This window comes from Microbacterium sp. EB106-03-03-XG65 (assembly GCF_058791955.1).
Window position 1 is genome coordinate 1,970,910 of record NZ_JBYTEB010000001.1, and the last position, 18,166, is coordinate 1,989,075.

16 protein-coding genes are annotated in these 18,166 nt (G+C 68.3%); 12 read left to right on the forward strand and 4 right to left on the reverse strand.

The window, feature by feature from the left end:
- Window positions 1–13: 13 nt before the first annotated feature.
- A complete protein-coding gene (locus AC3WS6_RS09230) occupies window positions 14–1,429 on the reverse strand; it encodes an RNB domain-containing ribonuclease (protein WP_492500734.1) in 1,416 nt (471 codons plus the stop codon).
- A 155-nt stretch (window positions 1,430–1,584) separates the two neighbouring features.
- Between AC3WS6_RS09230 and AC3WS6_RS09235 the strand changes: the two genes are divergently transcribed.
- Both AC3WS6_RS09235 and AC3WS6_RS09240 read left to right on the forward strand, forming a co-directional pair.
- The gene (locus tag AC3WS6_RS09235; protein ID WP_492500735.1) at window positions 1,585–2,355 is read left to right on the forward strand and encodes an isocitrate lyase/PEP mutase family protein; all 771 of its coding nucleotides are present in this window, start codon (window positions 1,585–1,587) and stop codon (window positions 2,353–2,355) included.
- Between the two features lie 43 nt (window positions 2,356–2,398).
- Entirely contained in the window at window positions 2,399–4,156 is a 1,758-nt protein-coding gene (locus AC3WS6_RS09240; RefSeq protein WP_492500736.1) for a proline--tRNA ligase, read from the forward strand.
- Window positions 4,157–4,231: 75 nt separating this feature from the next.
- Here AC3WS6_RS09240 and AC3WS6_RS09245 read toward each other — a convergent pair whose 3' ends face one another.
- Window positions 4,232–4,735, reverse strand: coding sequence for a pyridoxamine 5'-phosphate oxidase family protein (locus AC3WS6_RS09245; protein WP_492500737.1), 504 nt, complete (start codon window positions 4,733–4,735; stop codon window positions 4,232–4,234).
- 122 nt (window positions 4,736–4,857) lie between these two features.
- Between AC3WS6_RS09245 and AC3WS6_RS09250 the strand changes: the two genes are divergently transcribed.
- Window positions 4,858–5,898 (forward strand): LOG family protein, encoded by a 1,041-nt coding sequence (locus AC3WS6_RS09250; RefSeq protein ID WP_492500738.1) that lies wholly within the window; start codon window positions 4,858–4,860, stop codon window positions 5,896–5,898.
- Here the strand turns inward: AC3WS6_RS09250 and AC3WS6_RS09255 are convergent.
- Complete coding sequence (locus tag AC3WS6_RS09255) at window positions 5,867–7,222, reverse strand: flavin monoamine oxidase family protein (protein ID WP_492500739.1); 1,356 nt, start codon at window positions 7,220–7,222, stop codon at window positions 5,867–5,869. The two genes, AC3WS6_RS09250 and AC3WS6_RS09255, sit on opposite strands and share 32 nt — an antisense overlap.
- 131 nt (window positions 7,223–7,353) lie before the next feature.
- Between AC3WS6_RS09255 and nusA the strand changes: the two genes are divergently transcribed.
- The 5 genes from nusA to AC3WS6_RS09280 all read left to right on the forward strand — a co-directional run bounded on the left by nusA (window position 7,354) and on the right by AC3WS6_RS09280 (window position 14,297).
- A complete protein-coding gene (gene nusA, locus AC3WS6_RS09260; protein WP_201469502.1) occupies window positions 7,354–8,337 on the forward strand; it encodes a transcription termination factor NusA in 984 nt (327 codons plus the stop codon).
- A 74-nt stretch (window positions 8,338–8,411) separates the two neighbouring features.
- Window positions 8,412–8,651 (forward strand): YlxR family protein, encoded by a 240-nt coding sequence (locus tag AC3WS6_RS09265; protein ID WP_492501477.1) that lies wholly within the window; start codon window positions 8,412–8,414, stop codon window positions 8,649–8,651.
- Between the two features lie 95 nt (window positions 8,652–8,746).
- Window positions 8,747–11,521, forward strand: a complete 2,775-nt coding sequence (gene infB / locus AC3WS6_RS09270; RefSeq protein WP_492500740.1) for a translation initiation factor IF-2 — start codon at window positions 8,747–8,749, stop codon at window positions 11,519–11,521.
- A gap of 71 nt (window positions 11,522–11,592) precedes the next feature.
- Window positions 11,593–12,027 carry a 30S ribosome-binding factor RbfA gene (gene rbfA / locus AC3WS6_RS09275; protein WP_492500741.1) on the forward strand — a complete coding sequence of 145 codons (435 nt, stop codon included), beginning with the start codon at window positions 11,593–11,595 and terminating at the stop codon, window positions 12,025–12,027.
- Window positions 12,028–12,146: 119 nt separating this feature from the next.
- A complete protein-coding gene (locus AC3WS6_RS09280) occupies window positions 12,147–14,297 on the forward strand; it encodes a LuxR C-terminal-related transcriptional regulator (protein WP_492500742.1) in 2,151 nt (716 codons plus the stop codon).
- 17 nt (window positions 14,298–14,314) lie between these two features.
- Here the strand turns inward: AC3WS6_RS09280 and AC3WS6_RS09285 are convergent, their stop codons facing one another.
- The gene (locus AC3WS6_RS09285; RefSeq protein ID WP_492500743.1) at window positions 14,315–15,214 is read right to left on the reverse strand and encodes an HhH-GPD family protein; all 900 of its coding nucleotides are present in this window, start codon (window positions 15,212–15,214) and stop codon (window positions 14,315–14,317) included.
- 75 nt (window positions 15,215–15,289) lie between these two features.
- Here AC3WS6_RS09285 and truB point away from each other — a divergent pair, with 75 nt between their 5' ends.
- The 4 genes from truB (at window position 15,290) to AC3WS6_RS09305 (ending at window position 18,003) form a co-directional block, all read left to right on the forward strand.
- Window positions 15,290–16,183, forward strand: coding sequence for a tRNA pseudouridine(55) synthase TruB (gene truB / locus AC3WS6_RS09290; RefSeq protein WP_492500744.1), 894 nt, complete (start codon window positions 15,290–15,292; stop codon window positions 16,181–16,183).
- Entirely contained in the window at window positions 16,180–16,548 is a 369-nt protein-coding gene (locus tag AC3WS6_RS09295) for a hypothetical protein (protein ID WP_492500745.1), read from the forward strand. Before truB ends, AC3WS6_RS09295 begins: the two co-directional genes overlap by 4 nt.
- Before the next feature lie 85 nt (window positions 16,549–16,633).
- Window positions 16,634–17,053, forward strand: coding sequence for a hypothetical protein (locus AC3WS6_RS09300; RefSeq protein ID WP_492501478.1), 420 nt, complete (start codon window positions 16,634–16,636; stop codon window positions 17,051–17,053).
- Window positions 17,050–18,003, forward strand: a complete 954-nt coding sequence (locus AC3WS6_RS09305; RefSeq protein ID WP_492500746.1) for a bifunctional riboflavin kinase/FAD synthetase — start codon at window positions 17,050–17,052, stop codon at window positions 18,001–18,003. The genes AC3WS6_RS09300 and AC3WS6_RS09305 overlap by 4 nt, the downstream gene beginning before the upstream one ends.
- The last annotated feature ends 163 nt before the right edge of the window (window positions 18,004–18,166 follow it).

The following is an 18,166-nucleotide window of genomic DNA, read 5'->3' on the forward strand; positions in this document are numbered from 1 at the left end:
CGGACCCGGAGCCTCAGGCGGTGAACTCGATCTCGCCTCGGCCGACGTCGACGCGTGCGACTTCGAGCCGCACGACCGTCCCGGGCACGGCGCCCGCCGGTATCGGTGCGGATGCCGTCACGGCGGGATCGGCGATCTGGACCGTCGCCCGCTCGCCGCGGAGCTCGATCACCGTCGCGTCGACCGTGGTGCCCACGAGAGGGGTCATCAGCGCGGCCTCGACGCGATTGATCGTCGCGGAATCGAGCTGCGAGGCCCGCTGACCCGACTCCTGCATCAGCGCGGGGAGCTCGGCGAGCGACTCCCGCACCCAGCCCGGTATCTCGCGCCCCTCTGAGACGGCGAGGCAGATCGCCAGCGACCAGCGATCGACGAGTCGGCGCAGGGGCGCTGTGGCGTGCGCATAGGGCGCGGCGATGGCCGCCTGTTCGGTATCGGGCGGCACCGAGCCGTCGAAGGTCAGATAGCCGGCGCCGCGGAAGAGCGACGCCGCCGCCTCGAGGATCGGAAGGGTCATGGGGTCCTCGCGATCCAGGTCGCGAAGGTAGTCGCCGTATCGGCCGGTCGTCCAGGGCCGACCGAGCGCCTCCGTCTGGTGACGGAACGCGTCGAACGACCTCTCGTCGGGCTGGGGCATGGTCCGCAGGATGCCGATCCCGGCGTCGATCATCACGGACGCGGCGGCCATCCCCGTCATGAGCGAGAGCTGAGCGTTCCACTCCTCGACCGGGAGCGGGTGTCGGCGTTCGATCGCGTAGGTCCCGTCGGAACCTCGCACGACCTCTTCGTCCGGCAGGTTGAGGCTCGCACCGCCGCGCTGCTTCTCCTGCGCGATCCGCAGCGCACCGATCTCGGGCAGCAGCGCCGCGGGGCCGTCCTCGCCCCGGTCGAGTGCGGCCTGAGTGCTGGCGTAGTCGAGTTGGGCGCGCGAGCGGATCAGGGCGCGCTCGAGGCGGAAGTTCTCGACGACTCCCGCGCCGTCCAGGGCGAAGGTCCAGACGAGCGCGGGGCGATCCACGTCGGCCAGCAGCGACGCGCGATCCTCGCTCAGCACCTTCGGATGCAGCGGGATGGTGCCGTCTGCCGCATACAGGGTCTGCCCTCGGCGTCGGGCCTCGGCATCGACCGCACCGCCGGGTGCCACGAAACCCGGGACATCGGCGATCGCGTAGTGCACGGTGTATCCGGAGTTCCGTCGCTCGAGGTGGAAGGCCTGGTCGAGGTCACGTGAGCCTCGGGGATCGAGTGTCGCGAACGGAATGGCGCGCAGGTCGATCTGCGGGGTCGCCGCCTCCGACGCCGCGGCCTCGGCCAGCACTGCGGGAGGGAAATCCGCGGGGGCGCCCACGGATTCCCGCAGCGCTGCGAGTGCGGCAGCGAGTTCGGTCTGCGCGGCGGACGGTGCAACGTGAGATCGGCGCTGAGGCATGACCCCACACTATGTCGCCGGCAGGGGAGGGCGTCATGAGGGCGCCCGGCTGCGCGAGGATGAGCGCGCCGGTCGACGGCGGTCGCGGGGTCGGGTGCGCGGATTCGGCGTGTCCGTCCGGCCCGGACCGGAATGGTGGGCGTTAGCGTGGGGACATGACCACTGCTGCGAAAGCCCAGACCCTGCTCGCACTCTACGAGGCTCCGGAGATCCTCCGCGTCGTGAATGTGTGGGACGTCGTGTCCGCCCGCGCCGTCGCGAAGCTCCCCGAGACGAAGGCGATCGCGACCGCCGGTCACGGCATCGCCGCCTCGTTCGGCTTCGAGGACGGCACGATCACCCGCGACATCATGATCGACATGGTCGGCCGCATCGCAGCATCCGTCTCCGTGCCGGTGACCGCCGACCTCGACGACGGGTATGGCGACGCCGGAGAGACGACCCGGCTCGCGATCGGCGCCGGTGTCGTCGGCGCCAACATCGAGGATCGGCTCAAGCCGTTCGACGAGTCGGTCGCGGCGGTCGAGGCGATCGTCAAGGCCGCAGAGGCCGAGGGTGTTCCGTTCGCCCTGAACGCTCGCACCGACGCGTTCGTGCGCGCAGGGCACCGTCCCGTCGCCGAGAGCGTCGCCGATGCGATCCAGCGCGGCCGAGCGTTCCTCGACGCGGGCGCCACGGCCGTCTTCGTGCCGGGCATGCTCGACGCCAACATCACGCGTCAGCTCGTCGAGGGTCTCGGCGAGGGCAAGCTCAGTGTCATCGGACTCCCCGGAACCCTGGCCGCCTCGGAGTACGAGAAGCTCGGCGTCGCCCGCATCTCCTACGGCCCCCTTCCTCAGCGGGTCGCGCTCACCGCTGTCCAGGACCTCGCGGCCAGCCTCTACGCCGGCGGCGTGATCCCGAACGGACTGCCCGCACTCAACTGATCCATCGCGAAACCGAGTGGCCGCCGGTCAGTAGACTTGCCCGGTGGTCACTCGTCTTTCGAATTTCTTCCTCCGCACGCTCCGCGAAGACCCTGCAGGCGCAGAGGTCGCGAGTCACAAGCTGCTGATCCGCGCCGGATACATCCGACCGCAGGCAGCGGGCATCTTCGCGTGGCTTCCGCTCGGGCTCCGCGTCAAGGCGAAGATCGAGACCGTCGTCCGCGAGGAGATGGCAGCCGCCGGAGCTCAGGAAGTGCACTTCCCGGCGCTCATGCCCCGCGAATCCTACGAGGCCACCGGCCGTTGGGACGAGTACGGAGATCTGCTGTTCCGCCTCCAGGATCGCAAGGGCGGCGACTATCTGCTCGCGCCGACTCACGAAGAAGCGTTCACGCTGCTTGTGAGGGACCTGTACTCGTCCTACAAGGACCTGCCTCTCACGCTCTTCCAGATCCAGGACAAGTACCGCGACGAAGCGCGCCCCCGGGCGGGTCTGCTCCGCGGCCGCGAGTTCACGATGAAGGACGCCTATTCGTTCGACTCGTCGGATGAGGGCCTCGAGGTCAGCTACCAGGCGCAGCGCGATGCGTATGAGCGCATCTTCCAGCGGCTCGGCCTCGAGTACGTCATCGTCCAGGCGGATGCCGGTGCGATGGGGGGCTCGCGGAGCGAGGAGTTCCTGCACCCCACCCCGGTCGGCGAAGACACGTTCGTCCGGAGCGCCGGGGGATACGCGGCCAACGTCGAGGCCTTCACGACGGCCGTCCCCGAGGCGATCCCGTTCGACGCGGACTCCGGGCCCGTGATCTTCGACTCGCCCGACACTCCGACGATCGACACGCTCGTCGCACACGCGAACGCGAACCTGGAGGGGCGATACACCGCTGCCGACACGCTGAAGAACGTCGTGCTCGCCCTCACGCACCTCGACGGGACCCGTGAACTGGTGGTCGTCGGCATCCCCGGCGATCGGGAGGTCGACGAGAAGCGGGCTGAAGTCGCCTTCGCTCCGGCCGAGGTCGAGACGGCCACGGCCGACGACTTCGAGAACAATCCGCTCCTCGTCAAGGGCTATATCGGTCCCTGGTCGCACACCGGCGCCGTCCTCGGAGAGGAGTCCGCCACCGGAATCCGCTACCTCGTGGATCCCCGCGTGAGCGAGGGCACCAGCTGGATCACCGGCGCGAACATCGATCAGAAGCATGCGCACTCGGTCGTCGCAGGTCGCGACTTCTTCGCCGACGGCATCGTCGAGATCGCGAACGTCCGGGCGGGCGACCCTGCTCCGGACGGCTCCGGTCCGGTCGAGCTCGCGCGCGGCATGGAGATCGGACACGTCTTCCAGCTCGGACGCAAGTACGCCGAGGCGCTCGGGCTCAAGGTGCTCAACGAGAACGGCAAGCTCGTGACGGTCACGATGGGCTCGTATGGAATCGGCGTCACCCGCATCCTCGCGATCATCGCCGAGCTGAACAACGACGAGAAGGGTCTCATCTGGCCTGCGTCGGTCGCCCCCTTCGACGTGCAGGTCGTCGCCGCCGGACGCGATCAGGTGGCGTTCGACGTGGCCGCCGAGCTCTCCGGCGAACTCGAAGCCGCGGGTCTCGACGTGCTCTACGACGACCGCGCGAAGGTCTCGCCCGGAGTCAAGTTCGGTGACGCGGAACTCGTCGGCGTGCCGAAGATCGTCATCGTCGGCCGTGGAGCCGCCGAGGGACAGGTCGAGCTGTGGGATCGCCGCACCGGCGACCGCAGTGCGGTATCCGTCGCCGAGGCAGTGGAGCACCTGACCCGCCGCTGATCCGCGAACCGAGGATGCCGCACACCGCGAATGCGGTGCGCGGCATTCCTGTCGTTACGAGGATGCGTCTTCCCGTCAGCGCACGATGCGCCCGTGATTCATGGTGTCGTCATCGGGGGTGTCCTTGGTCACGAGGGCCTTGAGCGCTCCCGCGGCCATCGCGATCTTGCCCTTGGCGGGCTCCCAGAACTCGGTCACCGTCGGCGTCACCTTGAGGAGGGCGATGCCGGGGGTGTCGAGGCCGTCCTCGAACCAAATGTCGAGCGAGGGCGAGTAGAGCTCTTCCATCTTCGCGCGGTCGTGCACGACCGAGGCGTTTCCGGCCACCGACACGTATCGCATGCCCTTGGCATCGCAATAGGCGAGGCCGACCTGGCGGTGAGCCCGTGCCTCTTCGACCTTCTCGGTGTCTTCAGCCGTGAAGAACCAGATATCGCCGGCGTCGTCCATCTGCCGGGTCGACATCGGTCTGCTCACGAGGTTGCCGTCGTCGTCGGTCGTCGTCAGCATCGTGAAGTCGATGTCCTCGACGAGCTCGGTCACGCGCGCCAGTGCTTCCGGTCCAGTGATCTCTGTCATCCTGCCACTGTGCCCCAGGGCGTCCGACATCGCATGGGCGTTGACACGGGGCTTCGCGCATGGTGGGGAGGTCGCGGCGTTGCGTCGACCCGCCTACCCGCGCCCCGTGACAGGCTGGGCGTATGACCGACGACCTGCTGCCGGAAACATTGAGCGCCGAGATCAACAACGTCCTCGATGAGGCCGGCGTGAAGGCCGATCGCCGACTGGTGATGCGCATGATGCGCACGGCTGTGCAGCTGGGAGAGGACGGAACCGACCGCCTCGATCTCAAGATCGCCTCCGCTGCCCTCGCGGAGATGCGGGATGCCTTCCGGCTGTTCGCCCCGTTCGAGGGCGTGCCCAAGGTCACGGTGTTCGGCTCGGCCCGGACCCGCCAGGACGATCCGCTCTACGTGCAGGCTCGTGATGTCGCGGCCGCCCTGGCAGCGGACGGGTGGATGGTCGTGACCGGAGCCGGGCCGGGAATCATGCAGGCCGCCGCGGAAGGAGCGGGCCCCGCGCTCTCGCTCGGGGTCTCGATCAGGCTGCCCTTCGAAGAGAAGGCGAACAGCCTGATCGCGGCGAGCGAGCACGTCGTGGCGATGAAGTACTTCTTCACCCGCAAACTCATGCTGATCAAGGAATCCAGCGGCTTCATCTGTCTGCCCGGCGGATTCGGCACGCTCGACGAGATGTTCGAGCTCTTGACGCTGCAGCAGACCGGGAAGGCGGGGCCGACGCCGATCGTCCTGCTCGATGAGCCGGGAGGCACTTTCTGGCACGGGCTCAAGCGATTCATCGACGAGGATCTCGCGCCGACAGGAGTGATCTCGGAGGGCGACTTCGATCGCGTGGTCATCACCGATTCGGTCGAGTCGGCGGCAGCGGTGATCGCGGGGTTCTGGCGCAACTACGACTCGCTGCGGTGGGTGGGGGATTCCCTGGTGCTCAGACTGCGCGTCGCACCGACCGATTCCGAGCTCGAGGATCTGAACGACCGATTCGCGAGCATGCTGGTGAGCGGACGGATCGAGCGGACTTCTCCGCGGCCACCGGAGGTCGCGGACGACGACGTGCTGCACCTCCCTCGTCTCACGCTGCATCTGGATCAGCGACAGGTCGGGAACCTGTTCCACCTGATCCGGGCGATCAACTCGCTGGAGTCTGCTCCCGCGCAGTGATGCCGGCGGCGAACGCGTCGAGTGCCACCGGCCGACCCAGGATGCGTTCGGCCGCACGGTGCCCGGAACAGTAGGCGGCCCCCACGGTGGCCGGCTCATCGCCCCAGGTCGCCTCGCCCGCGAAGTGCAGGACTCCGTCGACAGGGCCGGCGAGCTCGTCGTGGTCATGGTGCGACGACCCCACGGCGAGATGCGAGTACGAACCGTTCGAGAACGCGTCCTGCCCCCAGCGGGTGACCCACTGAGCGGTGGGATCGCCGACGCCGTCCGGGTACAGGCGCCGAAGGGCGGTCACGACGTCGGCGACGACCTCGTCGTCTGACAGCTCCTGCATCCGTCGTCCGAAAGGGCCGGCGGCGAAGGTCAGCAGCGTCGGGATGCCGCTGATCGCCGAGACGTCGTACCACGAGTGCCAGTGTTCGCCCGCCTCGCCGAGCGCCCGGAGAACGTAGCTGTCCTCGCGCCAGAAGCGCTCCGGGAACTGCACGAACACCTTGTTGAACACTCCCATGCCCAGTCGTGCGATCGGCCCGGCGACAGCCTCGGGCAGGGGAGGGGTGAACTCGATCGACTCCGCCTGGAGCACGCCGAGCGGCACGGTCAGCAGCGCGGTGCGGGCCGAGAACTCTCCGTTCGCGGTCGACACGGTCACGCCTGCGTCGGTCCGCGCTATGCGGGTGACGACGTGCCCGAGCCGGATGTCGAGACCGGCGGCGATGCGCCGGGGCAGCTCGTCGTATCCGCGAGGGAAGATGACCTCATCGCCGTCGATCGCGTCTTCATCGAGCCCGTGGGCGTCGAGGTCTCCGATCCATGCGCCGCACTGCTCCTCGACGCGGTGCCGGAAGAACTCGCGGATCTCGTCGATGCGCTCGGGGTCGAATCCCGAGCTGTCGAGCGCACGCTCCGTGACATCGAGATAGGTGTCACCGGGGGAGGACCTGGTGATCTCCTCTGCCAGCAGCAGATCCGCCCGTTCGACATCGGCGACCCACTGAGAAGTGCTCGCGGCATCCATCGCCCTGCCCTCCCCGTCGAAGTTCTCGACCGGCCGGCCTCCGGCCTGGAAGCTGCCGACGGTGTATTCGAGTGTGGGGATGCCGAGCGCCTGCACGAGGTCCCACAGCGGCGAGCCGTCGATGCCGTGGACCCATGACGCGCCGAGGTCTACGGGGAAGGCAGCCGCACGATCGGTGTGCATCCGACCGCCGATGCGGTCCCGCGCCTCCAAGACCACGACGTCGCTTCCGGCGTCGGCGAGCATGCGCGCGGCCGTCACGCCCGACATCCCTGCCCCGATCACGATGGTGTCGTACGTCGTCACTGAGTCCTCCTGCGTGCTCGGCACCGCGTCGGTGCGGCCGCCTCCGTGGCAACGGGCGGTGGGCACAGGGTATCGTGGTACGGATGTCACGCGTGCACACCCGCGTGACGAGAGCTGAATAGGGAGCCGTCATGGATATCGAACTGAGTCTGCTGCGTGGGATCGAGAAGGAGAAGGCGATCCCCTTCGACGAGCTGGTCTCGATCATCGAACAGGCCATCCTGACCGCCTACTCCAAGCATGTCTCCGCCGACGGCCCCGCACCCGAGGGCGTGCGCGTCGAGCTCGATCGTCGCACCGGTCATGTCGCGGTGCTGCAGGCGGTCAAGGATGAAGAGGGCGCGATCATCGGCGAAGAGGACGCGATGCCGGATGACTTCGGTCGCATCGCCGCCTTCGCCGCGAAGCAGGTCATCAGTCAGCGTCTGCGCGACATCGCGGACGACGTCGTGCTCGGTGACTTCAAGGACAAGGAGGGCGACATCGTCGCCGGGGTCATCCAGCAGGGACCCAACCCGCGGATGATCCACGTCGATCTCGGAGCGGTCGAGGCGATTCTCCCGCCGGAGGAGCAGGTCCCGGGCGAGGAATACACGCACGGCTCGCGCCTGCGCGTCTACGTGACCAGCGTCGCGAAGGGACTCAAGGGTCCCCAGATCACCGTCTCCCGCACGCACCCGGGCCTCGTCCGCAAGCTGTTCGCGCTCGAGGTTCCCGAGATCGCGGCCGGTCTCGTCGAGATCGTCTCGCTCGCCCGCGAAGCCGGTCACCGCACGAAGATCGCGGTCAGGGCCAACGACCCGGCGATCAACGCCAAGGGTGCCTGCATCGGCGAGATGGGGCGCCGCGTGCGCGCCGTCACGGAAGAGCTCGCGGGGGAGAAGATCGACATCGTCGACCACGATCCGGAGCTCGCGGCGTTCGTCGCCAACGCGCTGTCGCCGGCGAAGGTCACGAGTGCCTTCATCCTCGATGCCAACACGAAGGCCGTGCGCGCCCTGGTGCCGGACTATCAGCTGTCGCTGGCGATCGGCAAGGAGGGGCAGAACGCCCGTCTCGCCGCCAAGCTCACCGGCGCGAAGATCGACATCCAGCCGGACAGCGTGCTCGACTGACCGCTCGTCACATCCGACTCGCGGCCGTCGCGCGAGTCGGATGGGAAGTGAGGTGTAAGATGGAACCTGTACGAATGTGCGTCGGCTGTCGCACGCGTGCTCCCCGCTCCGCTCTTCTCAGAGTGGTGTGCCGGAACGACACGCTCATTCTCGATGAGCGAGCAGTTCTGCCGGGGCGAGGCGCGTGGGTCCATCCGACACCTGAATGCATGGATGCCGCTGTGCGGCGTCGTGCTTTCGGACGAGCACTGCGGGTGTCCAGCGATCTGGACACACGGAACATCGAACAGAACCCACCAAGAAACAAAGGCTGAACGGCTATGGAAACAAAGTGAACGGCTCGAAATGAGACCCGTCCGCGACTAGTGGTCTGCCCTGTCTGGGTGGACCGACCCCAGACAGGAGAATTGTGGCTGGTAAACCACGCGTACACGAGATCGCCGCCGAGCTCGGCGTCGACAGCAAGATCGCACTTGCGAAGCTCAAGGAACTCGGAGAGTTCGTCAAGAGCCCCTCTTCCACCATCGAGCCGCCGGTTGCGCGCAAGCTGCGTGCTGCCATCGAGTCCGATGCATCGCTGAAGGCGTCCGCCGAGGCGGCTCCTGCAGCCAAGCCCGCGGCATCCGCCGCGACCGGTGCCAAGCCGGCTGCGCCCGGACGTGCCCCGAGGCCCGGTGCTCCGGTTCCCGGTCCCAAGCCCGGCCCGAAGCCTGCTCCCGAGGCTCCGGCCGTCGAGACCCCGGCTGCGGCTGCACCTGCCGAGGCGTCTGCTCCGGCGGCGTCCTCGACTCCCGCATCGGGTGTCGACGCGTCTCCGAAGCCGTCCGGCGACGGTGGGCCCAAGCCCGGCGCCCCGCGTCCCGGCAACAACCCGTTCTCGTCGGCACAGGGCATGGGCCAGCGCCCGACGGGCCCGCGTCCCGGCAACAACCCGTTCGCGTCCGCGCAGGGCATGGGCCAGCGCCCGACGCCCGGCAACATCCCGCGTCCGCAGGCTCCGCGTCCCGGCGCTCCGCGTCCGGGTGCTCCTCGCCCCGGTTCCCCTCGTCCCGGCGCTCCGCGCGGTGGCCAGGGTGGTCGTCCCGGTGCTCCGTTCCAGCAGCGTCCTGGCGGTCCCGGCCGTCCCGGCGGTGCAGGTGGACCCGGTGGTGGCCCCGGTGCTCGTCCCGGTGGCGGTGGCGGCTTCGCCGGTCGTCCCGGTGGCGGCGGCGGTCGCGGTCGTGGACCCGGCGGAGGTACCGCAGGTGCCTTCGGTAAGGGCGGCGGCAAGAGCAAGCAGCGCAAGTCGCGGCGGGCGAAGCGGCAAGAGTTCGAGATGCGGAGTGCTCCGGTCGTCGGTGGCGTCAATGTCACCCGCGGCAACGGAGAGATCATCCGCATGCGCCGCGGCGCGTCCATCGCGGACTTCGCCGACAAGATCGAGACGCTGACCGGTTACACGGTGCAGCCCGGAACCCTCGTAACGATCCTCTTCAACCTCGGCGAGATGGCCACGGCCACCGAGTCGCTGGACGAGGCGACGTTCGAGGTCCTGGGTGAAGAGCTCGGTTACAAGATCCAGATGGTCTCGCCCGAAGACGAGGACAAGGAGCTCCTCGAGGGCTTCGGTCTCGACCTCGAGGCCGAGCTGGAGGCGGAGAGCGAAGACGACCTCGAGATCCGTCCCCCCGTCGTCACGGTCATGGGTCACGTCGATCACGGTAAGACCCGACTCCTCGACGCGATCCGTCAGACCAACGTCATCGAGGGCGAGGCCGGCGGCATCACCCAGCACATCGGTGCGTACCAGGTCTGGACCGAGCACGAGGGCATCGAGCGCGCGATCACCTTCATCGACACCCCCGGTCACGAGGCGTTCACCGCCATGCGTGCCCGTGGCGCGCAGGTCACCGACCTCGCGATCCTGGTGGTCGCGGCCGACGACGGCATCATGCCGCAGACGGTCGAGGCGTTGAACCACGCCCAGGCGGCGAACGTGCCGATCGTGGTCGCGGTCAACAAGGTCGACAAGCCCGACGCCAACCCGGCCAAGGTCCGTCAGCAGCTCACCGAGTACGGTCTGGTCGCCGAGGAGTACGGCGGAGACGTCATGTTCGTCGACGTGTCGGCTCGTGCCAACACGGGCATCCAGGAACTCCTGGATGCGGTGCTGCTCACCGCCGATGCCGGTCTCGACCTCACGGCGAACCCGAACAAGGCCGCTCGCGGTGTCGCCATCGAGGCGAAGCTCGACAAGGGTCGCGGTTCGGTCGCCACGGTGCTGATCCAGTCCGGAACTCTGCGCATCGGTGACGCGATCGTCGCCGGCACGGCCTACGGTCGTGTGCGTGCGATGGCCGATGAGAACGGCGAGCAGGTCCTCGAGGCCTACCCGTCGCGACCGGTGCAGGTGCAGGGTCTCAACTCCGTGCCGCGCGCCGGCGACGTCTTCATCGTCACCGAGGAAGACCGCATGGCCCGTCAGATCGCTGAGAAGCGTGAAGCCGTCGAGCGCAACGCTCAGCTGGCCAAGGCCCGCAAGCGCATCTCGCTCGAGGACTTCACCCGTGCTCTCGAAGAGGGCAAGGTCGAGTCGCTCAACCTCATCATCAAGGGTGACGTCTCGGGTGCCGTCGAGGCACTCGAGGAGTCTCTGCTCAAGATCGAGGTCGACGACTCGGTGCAGCTCCGCATCATCCACCGCGGTGTCGGTGCGATCACGGAGTCCGACGTCAACCTCGCGACGATCGACAACGCGATCATCGTGGGCTTCAACGTCCGCCCCGACACGAAGGCGCGCGAGCGTGCACAGCGTGAAGGTGTTGACATCCGGTTCTACTCGGTGATCTACAACGCGATCGACGAGATCGAGAGCTCGCTCAAGGGCATGCTCAAGCCGGAGTACGAAGAGGTCCAGTCGGGTGTCGCCGAGATCCGCGAGGTGTTCCGCTCCTCGAAGTTCGGCAACATCGCGGGTGTCATCGTGCGCTCGGGAACGATCACGCGAAACGCCAAGGCTCGTGTCATCCGCGACGGTGTGGTGATCGCCGATGGCCTCGCCATCGAGTCGCTGCGTCGCTTCAAGGACGACGTCACCGAGGTCCGCACGGACTACGAGGCCGGTATCGGCCTCGGCAAGTTCAACGACATCCAGATCGGCGACGAGATCGAGACCACTGAGCTGGTCGAGAAGCCGCGCGGCTGATCGAGTTCGATATCTTCGGGCGGGGGTGCATCACGCACCCCCGCCCGAAGAGCACGTAGAGGGAGAGAACAATGGCTGGTGAACGACAGGCCCGACTGGCCGATCGCATTCGTGTGATCCTCGCTGAGCGACTCGAGAAGGGGCTGCGCGACCCGCGGCTCGGTTTCGTGACCATCACCGATGTCCGCGTGAGCGGTGACCTGCAGCACGCTTCGGTGTTCTACACGGTTCTGGGCACTGAGGAGGAGCGTCTGTCCAGCGGAGCGGCGCTGACCTCGGCGACCGGAATGCTGCGCAGCGAGGTCGGAAAGCAGCTCAGCACCCGCCTGGTGCCGACGCTCGAGTTCATCCCGGACGCTCTGCCCGAGAACGCCGATCACATCTCGGCGCTTCTGCGTGAGGCGCAGCAGCGTGATGCGGATGTGGCCAAGCTGGCGTCGTCGGCATCGCACGCCGGAGACGCCGATCCCTACGTTCGTCAGGAAGACGACGACGCCTCGGCGTGATATACCAGCACGTCGGCAGAACCGGTCTGGAGCCTTGATAATCTCAGCCTGACGAGCGCATGCTCGTTCGGACTGGGGGGTTCGGAATCGACGTTCTTGGTGCGCGCATCGCGCCTTCCGTGACGATCGAGATCCTCGAGGGAATCCTCGAGGATCTCCTGGCTCACGATCTCGGATCGGCCCCGCATGTCGTGGCACGGATCGTGTCCGAAGTGACTGCCGACGTCTCGAGCATCCGCGCGGTGGCGGGGATGCTCGATCGACAGCAGCGCCACGGCCTGCGGCCGCTGCCCTCGCCGCTACCCATGACCGATTCGATCGCGGCCATGTTCACCGGCCTGGAACTCGCGCCGCGTGACCGGGACCTCCTCACCGCGGTATCGATGCGGCTGGATGATCGCCTCGGGCCGCTGCTCGAGTTCGACGGGCGTTCGGCCGATGACCTTGCGGTGTGCGCGGTGTCGGAACTGCTCGACATCCACGCGGGCCGCGTGCGCCTCGCTGATCCGCGCCTCGCGATCTGGTTGCGAGCGACCACCGGGCCCTCAGCGGCGGCGCGTGTGCACGCCCGATTGCATCTGGTCTTCCAGGCGCGTGGCGAGCGCGTGGACGCCGCCTGGCATCGTGCGCGCGCATCCGTCCACGGCGTGCCTGACGCCGCTGCCGAGCTGACGCGCGTCGCACGCGAGCTCTCCGAAGCGGGCGCGAACGAGCGAGCCATGCATCTCGCCACCGAGGCCGCGGTGCACGCGACCGGCGCGGAACGTGACGAGGCCGCTGCGCTGGCCGGAGTGTCGGCGATCGCGGCGGGCTTCGCGGTCGAAGCGGTGAACCGGCTCGGTGGGCTGTTCCCCGACGGGGCAGAGCCGCACCGATTGCGTGCGCTGGGAGGGATGCTCATCGCGCAGGCCCACCTGCAGGGGGCGGTGCCACAGGTGGACCCCGCCGCTCTCCGCCCGCAGGGCGGTGGCCTGGATGACTGGTATCTGTGGGCCCGGGCAGCCGCCTTCGCCGCCGTGCTGTGCGCCGAGCGCGGAGACCGGGAGGGGATGCGTTCCTGGATCGACGCGCTCCGGGAAGGCACGGGCAAGACGGCCGCCGGTGTGCGATTGCGCGACCCGGTCGTCGCTCTCGCCTGGCTCATCGCAGGCGACCGTGATGTCGACGCGGATATCACGGGCGCGGGACCCCTCACAGGAGGAATGCTGCGCGCATTCCACGCAGCGATGGACGGAGACATCGATGGCGCGCTGCGCGCGTTGGCCGCGGGAGACTCGGGGATCGGGATCGACGCGGATCCGTTCGTCGCAGGCTTCGAGCGCAGTCCTCTCGTCGCCGCCTATCGGGCGATCGTCGAGGTGCTTCTGCTCATGTGGGGCGGCGACATCGGCACCGCGCGTGCGAAGCTCATGAGCGCATCCGTGGAGTTGCCCGTGACGATTCCTTTCGCGGGGCTCGCCGCTGTCGTGGCACGTCGACTCGACCTCGCAGTCCTCGGGCACCTCGGCCCGTTCGCTCGCTCACTCACGGCTGTACTGCCGGCTGCCATGCGCATCGACGAGCTGGTGGACAGGGGCATCGAAGCCTTTCTCGCGGGGTCCTTCGAGCAGGCCGCCGCCTGTATGCGGCTCTGGCGTGATGCGGGAGCCCCTCAACCCACGCTGTCTGTCCCCGGGTTGGAGGAGGCGGTCCTGGTGGGAGATCGTGCCGGTTCGCGCCAGCGTCGAATCGAGCCTCCGGGGATCTCGCTCGCGCAGGAACTCCGGGTGCGGATGTTGAGCTGCTCCGACGAGGAATGGCGGTCCGAGCGCGCAGCGGTCGTCGAAGCGGCGAAGACACTGCCATCGCCGTTCTCACGGGGCAGGGTGGAGGCGATGATCGGCGCCCGCTGTCTCATCACCGGGGACGTCACCCGCGCGCGGGAGCACTTCGAAGCCGCGCGCAACCTGCTGGAGGTGTCAGGAGCTCGGGCGTGGGCGCGCGCCGTGGGTGCCCGGCTCGCGCGGATTCACGCGGATGACGGGGCCGGTCTCGCCTCGGCGGACCCACTCGCGACGTCTCGTCGCATCTGGGAGCCCATGTTGACGGCCCGCGAGCTCGAGGTGACCATGCTGGCGACGGCAGGCGCGTCCAACCGAGACATCGCGGAATCTCTTCACGTGTCCGTGCGCACGGTCGAGGTGCATCTCGGTCGGGTGTTCACGAAGCTCGAGGTGCGCACGCGCGTGGAGCTGACGGTGCTCGCACACCGGATCGGACAGTACGTGTGAGTCGCCTGAGACCGCCGTCATCGGGGGAGCGACAGCATCTCGCCGTCGGCTTCAGCGAGCCCATCGGCGATGAGTGAGTCGATCGCCCGGTCCCGCTGCAGCGGATCGGCCCATTCCGGGATCACGGCGTCGAGGGGAACCTGGTGCGGTGATGCCGCGCGCAGGGCGCGCATCACTGCCCCTCTGGCCTGCCGATCCGAACCCTCATAGGCCGCCTGCCGTCGCCGGGTGTCGCCGGTGTCGGGCCGTCCTGCGACCAGCCAGGCGCAGCTGCCCGCCAACGGGCAGGATTCGCAGCGCGGGGCCCGCGCGGTGCAGACGACCGCACCCAGCTCCATCGCCGCCGCATTGAACACGGCTGATTCGGCATCGCCTCCGGGCAGGAGCGATTCCATCAGCTCGAGGTCGCGTCGCGAGGGTGATCCTGGTTGGGACTGGCCGAGCACAGCGCGCGCGAGCACCCGCCGTGTGTTCGTGTCGACGACCGGGTGGCGGTCTCCGTACGAGAAGACGGCCACGGCCCGCGCCGTGTAGTCCCCGATGCCCGACAGCTGGAGCAGCGATTCCACGTCGCGCGGCACGACGCCGCCATGTCGTCGCGTGACCTCGATCGCTGCGCGGTGCAGCCAGAGCGCGCGGCGGGGGTAGCCCAGGTTCGCCCATTGCTGCACGACTTCGGCGGGGGTCGCGGCGGCGAGATCGACGGCTGAGGGCCAGCGATCGAGCCATGCCGCGAGGTGGGGGATGACCCGGTTCACGGGAGTCTGCTGAAGCATGAACTCGCTGACGAGGGTTCCCCAGGCGCCGTACTCCCGGTGGAAATCCGGACGACGCCACGGCAGATCCCGTGCAGACCGGCGGTACCAGTCGATCAGGGGTGCCACCAGCTCATCAGCGGGACGCGTGTTCGGAGGCACAGCCCACAGCCTATGCGAATGCGGCCGGTCGCCACCCGTTCCGGGGCCGGGCTCGAGGCACCGTATCCTGGAGGGATGGTCTCACCCGGCATCCTTCTCGTCGACAAGCCGGCTGGACTCACCAGCCACGATGTGGTCGCCCGCACTCGGCGCGCATTGGGCACCCGCAAGGTCGGCCACGCCGGCACGTTGGATCCCATGGCCACCGGGCTGCTGGTGATCGGAGTCGAAGGTGCGACGCGTCTGCTCACTTACGTCGTCGGTGCGGACAAGACCTACGCGGCGACCATCCGGCTGGGCCAGACCACGCGTACCGACGACGCGGAGGGCGAGACGCTCCGCCGCGCATCGGAGGATGCGGTGGCCGCCGTGAGCGCCGACGACATCGCCGCAGGTGTGCGGACCCTCACCGGCGCGATCCGACAGGTGCCGAGCTCGGTCTCGGCGATCAAAGTCGATGGCCGCCGTGCATACGACCGCGTCCGCGCAGGGGAGGAAGTCGTGCTCGCCGCTCGCGAGGTGACCGTCTCCCGGTTCGAGGTGCTCTCCCGTCGCGAGGGCGCCGGGTTCATCGACCTCGATGTCGTCGTCGACTGCTCATCGGGCACGTACATCCGTTCGCTGGCTCGGGACCTGGGCGCCGATCTCGGCGTGGGAGGTCATCTCACTGCGCTGCGGCGCTCGCGCGTGGGGAACTTCGACGTCGCGGATGCCGTGGGAATCGATGACCTCGACGGTGCGGGCCTGATGACTCCGGCCGCTGCCGCAGCCCGCGTGCTGGACGTGCTCGAGGTGTCCGCGGCGGACGCGACGGATCTGCGGCACGGAAAGCGGTTGGCCGGGCAGGCGTCCCGCCTGAGCGACGCTCTGGCGGCAGCGGTCGACGAGGAAGGGATACTCGTCGGGGTGGTCGAGAAGCGCGGGGCGGACCTCAAGAGCGCCATGAACATGCCGGAGGGCGCGCGATGATCCTCTGGTTCACCGTCGTGCAGATCGTCGTCGCCGTCGTCGCGGGAACGGTCTGCCTGATCCTCGGGCTCGTCGGTCGCCGGCCGAGCGACTTCTCGGTGGGTGCGTTGGCGCTCGTCGAGCTCCTGCTGATCGCGCAGGTGGTGGCCGCCATCGTCGCGCCGCTCGCGGGCAACCCGCCCACCGGCGACCTGCTCGAGTACTGGGTCTATCTCGTCTCGGCCGTCCTGCTGCCGGTCGGGGCGGTGCTCTGGGCACTCATGGAGCGCAGCAGGTGGAGCACCGTGATCCTCGGCGTGGCCGCGTTCGCGGTCGCGATCATGGTGTGGCGCATGCACGTCATCTGGACCGTTCAGATCGCATGACCGCGGACGGCCCGGACGCATCCGGAACCGCTGGGCCGCGCCTAGAATGGACGGAGCTATGAGCACCTCCGTCCCCACTTCGCGAATGACCGGCATCGGCCGTGTCCTCGTGATCGTCTATGCCGTCATGGCGCTCGCTGCGACGGGACGAAGCTTCGTGCAGATCTTCCGTCAGTTCGACGAGGCGCCCCTCGCGTACTCGCTGTCGGCCTTGGCCGCCGCCGTGTACGTGCTCGCGACCCTCGCGCTCGTTCTCGCGAACAAGCGCGGGTGGTATGCCGTCGCGTGGATCGCGATCGTCTTCGAGCTCACCGGAGTCATCGTGGTGGGCGCGCTGAGCGTGTTCTTCCCCGATCTCTTCCCGCACGACACGGTGTGGTCGATGTTCGGACGTGGATACCTGTTCATCCCGCTCGTGCTCCCGGCCTTCGGAATCTGGTGGCTTCGCACTCATCGCCCCGCTCGTCGTGCGGCCGACAGCGAGCGATCCGAGGTGAAGGCATGATCGTCTTCCGCGATCCGCACTCGGTGCCGGCCGACTTCGGCCCGTCCGTCGTCGCGATCGGCAAGTTCGACGGTGTGCACGCCGGTCACCGCGCGGTGATCGACCGGCTCAAGCAGAAGGCGGCTCAGACCGGCGAACGCTCGGTGGCCGTGACCTTCGACCGCAATCCGCTCGCCGTGCTCCGGCCCGATCGCTGCCCAGAGAACGTGGTCACCGTCGGGCGCAAGATCGAGTTGCTCGGCGAACTCGGGCTCGACGCCACGCTGCTCCTGACCTTCGACGCGGAGCTGGCTTCGCGCACCGCCGAGGAGTTCGTGGTCGACATCCTCGTCGGCGCCCTGCACGTCTCGACGGTGCTGGTGGGGGAAGACTTCCGGTTCGGTCGTGGTGGCGCGGGAACCCCCGCTCTGCTGCGTCAGCTCGGACCGGTCCACGGTTTCGCGGTCGAGGTCGTCGACGACGTCTTCCTCGAGGGCTCGGACCGACGGGTGTCATCCACCTGGATCCGCGAGCTGCTGATGGACGGCGATGTCACGATGGCCGCCCGAGTACTGGGGCGGAACGTCGACGTCCGCGGTGAGGTCGTTCATGGCCTCAAGCGCGGCAGGGAGCTGGGGTTCCCGACAGCGAACCTCTCGGCCTCGGTGGACTCGTTCGTGCCCGCCGACGGCGTCTACGCCGGCTGGCTGCACGATCACGCGACCGGGATCACGCATCCCGCGGCGATCTCCGTCGGGACGAATCCGACATTCGACGACGTCCTCGAGCGTCAGGTCGAGGCGCACGTGCTCGGCGAGACGGGCCTCGATCTGTACGGACACGACGTCACAGTGGAGTTCGTCGAACGGCTGCGCGGGATGGTCGCGTTCGAGGGCGTCGAAAAGCTCATGGTGCAGATGGCGGCAGACGTCGCGGATGCGGAGCGCGTCCTCGCGGTCGGAACGGCCTGAACGGCGACCCAACTCTCCGTGACGGATTCAGCGCCCGCGCGACGTGATGGCATAGTATGAGCAGCGGTCGTCGTCGATCTCGCGAGTCGTAACTCGCATCGTCGGTAACCGGAACCACTGTTCGTACGGTCCTGGCTCACGCCACACGCGGACATCGAGAACG

Coding starts and splice junctions, on each gene's coding strand:
- AC3WS6_RS09230 (WP_492500734.1), bottom strand. CDS start 1,429: ATGCCTCAGCGCCGATCTCACGTTGCACCGTCCGCCGCGCAGACCGAA.
- AC3WS6_RS09235 (WP_492500735.1), top strand. CDS start 1,585: ATGACCACTGCTGCGAAAGCCCAGACCCTGCTCGCACTCTACGAGGCT.
- AC3WS6_RS09245 (WP_492500737.1), bottom strand. CDS start 4,735: ATGACAGAGATCACTGGACCGGAAGCACTGGCGCGCGTGACCGAGCTC.
- AC3WS6_RS09250 (WP_492500738.1), top strand. CDS start 4,858: ATGACCGACGACCTGCTGCCGGAAACATTGAGCGCCGAGATCAACAAC.
- nusA (WP_201469502.1), top strand. CDS start 7,354: ATGGATATCGAACTGAGTCTGCTGCGTGGGATCGAGAAGGAGAAGGCG.
- AC3WS6_RS09265 (WP_492501477.1), top strand. CDS start 8,412: ATGTGCGTCGGCTGTCGCACGCGTGCTCCCCGCTCCGCTCTTCTCAGA.
- rbfA (WP_492500741.1), top strand. CDS start 11,593: ATGGCTGGTGAACGACAGGCCCGACTGGCCGATCGCATTCGTGTGATC.
- truB (WP_492500744.1), top strand. CDS start 15,290: ATGGTCTCACCCGGCATCCTTCTCGTCGACAAGCCGGCTGGACTCACC.
- AC3WS6_RS09295 (WP_492500745.1), top strand. CDS start 16,180: ATGATCCTCTGGTTCACCGTCGTGCAGATCGTCGTCGCCGTCGTCGCG.
- AC3WS6_RS09300 (WP_492501478.1), top strand. CDS start 16,634: ATGACCGGCATCGGCCGTGTCCTCGTGATCGTCTATGCCGTCATGGCG.
- AC3WS6_RS09305 (WP_492500746.1), top strand. CDS start 17,050: ATGATCGTCTTCCGCGATCCGCACTCGGTGCCGGCCGACTTCGGCCCG.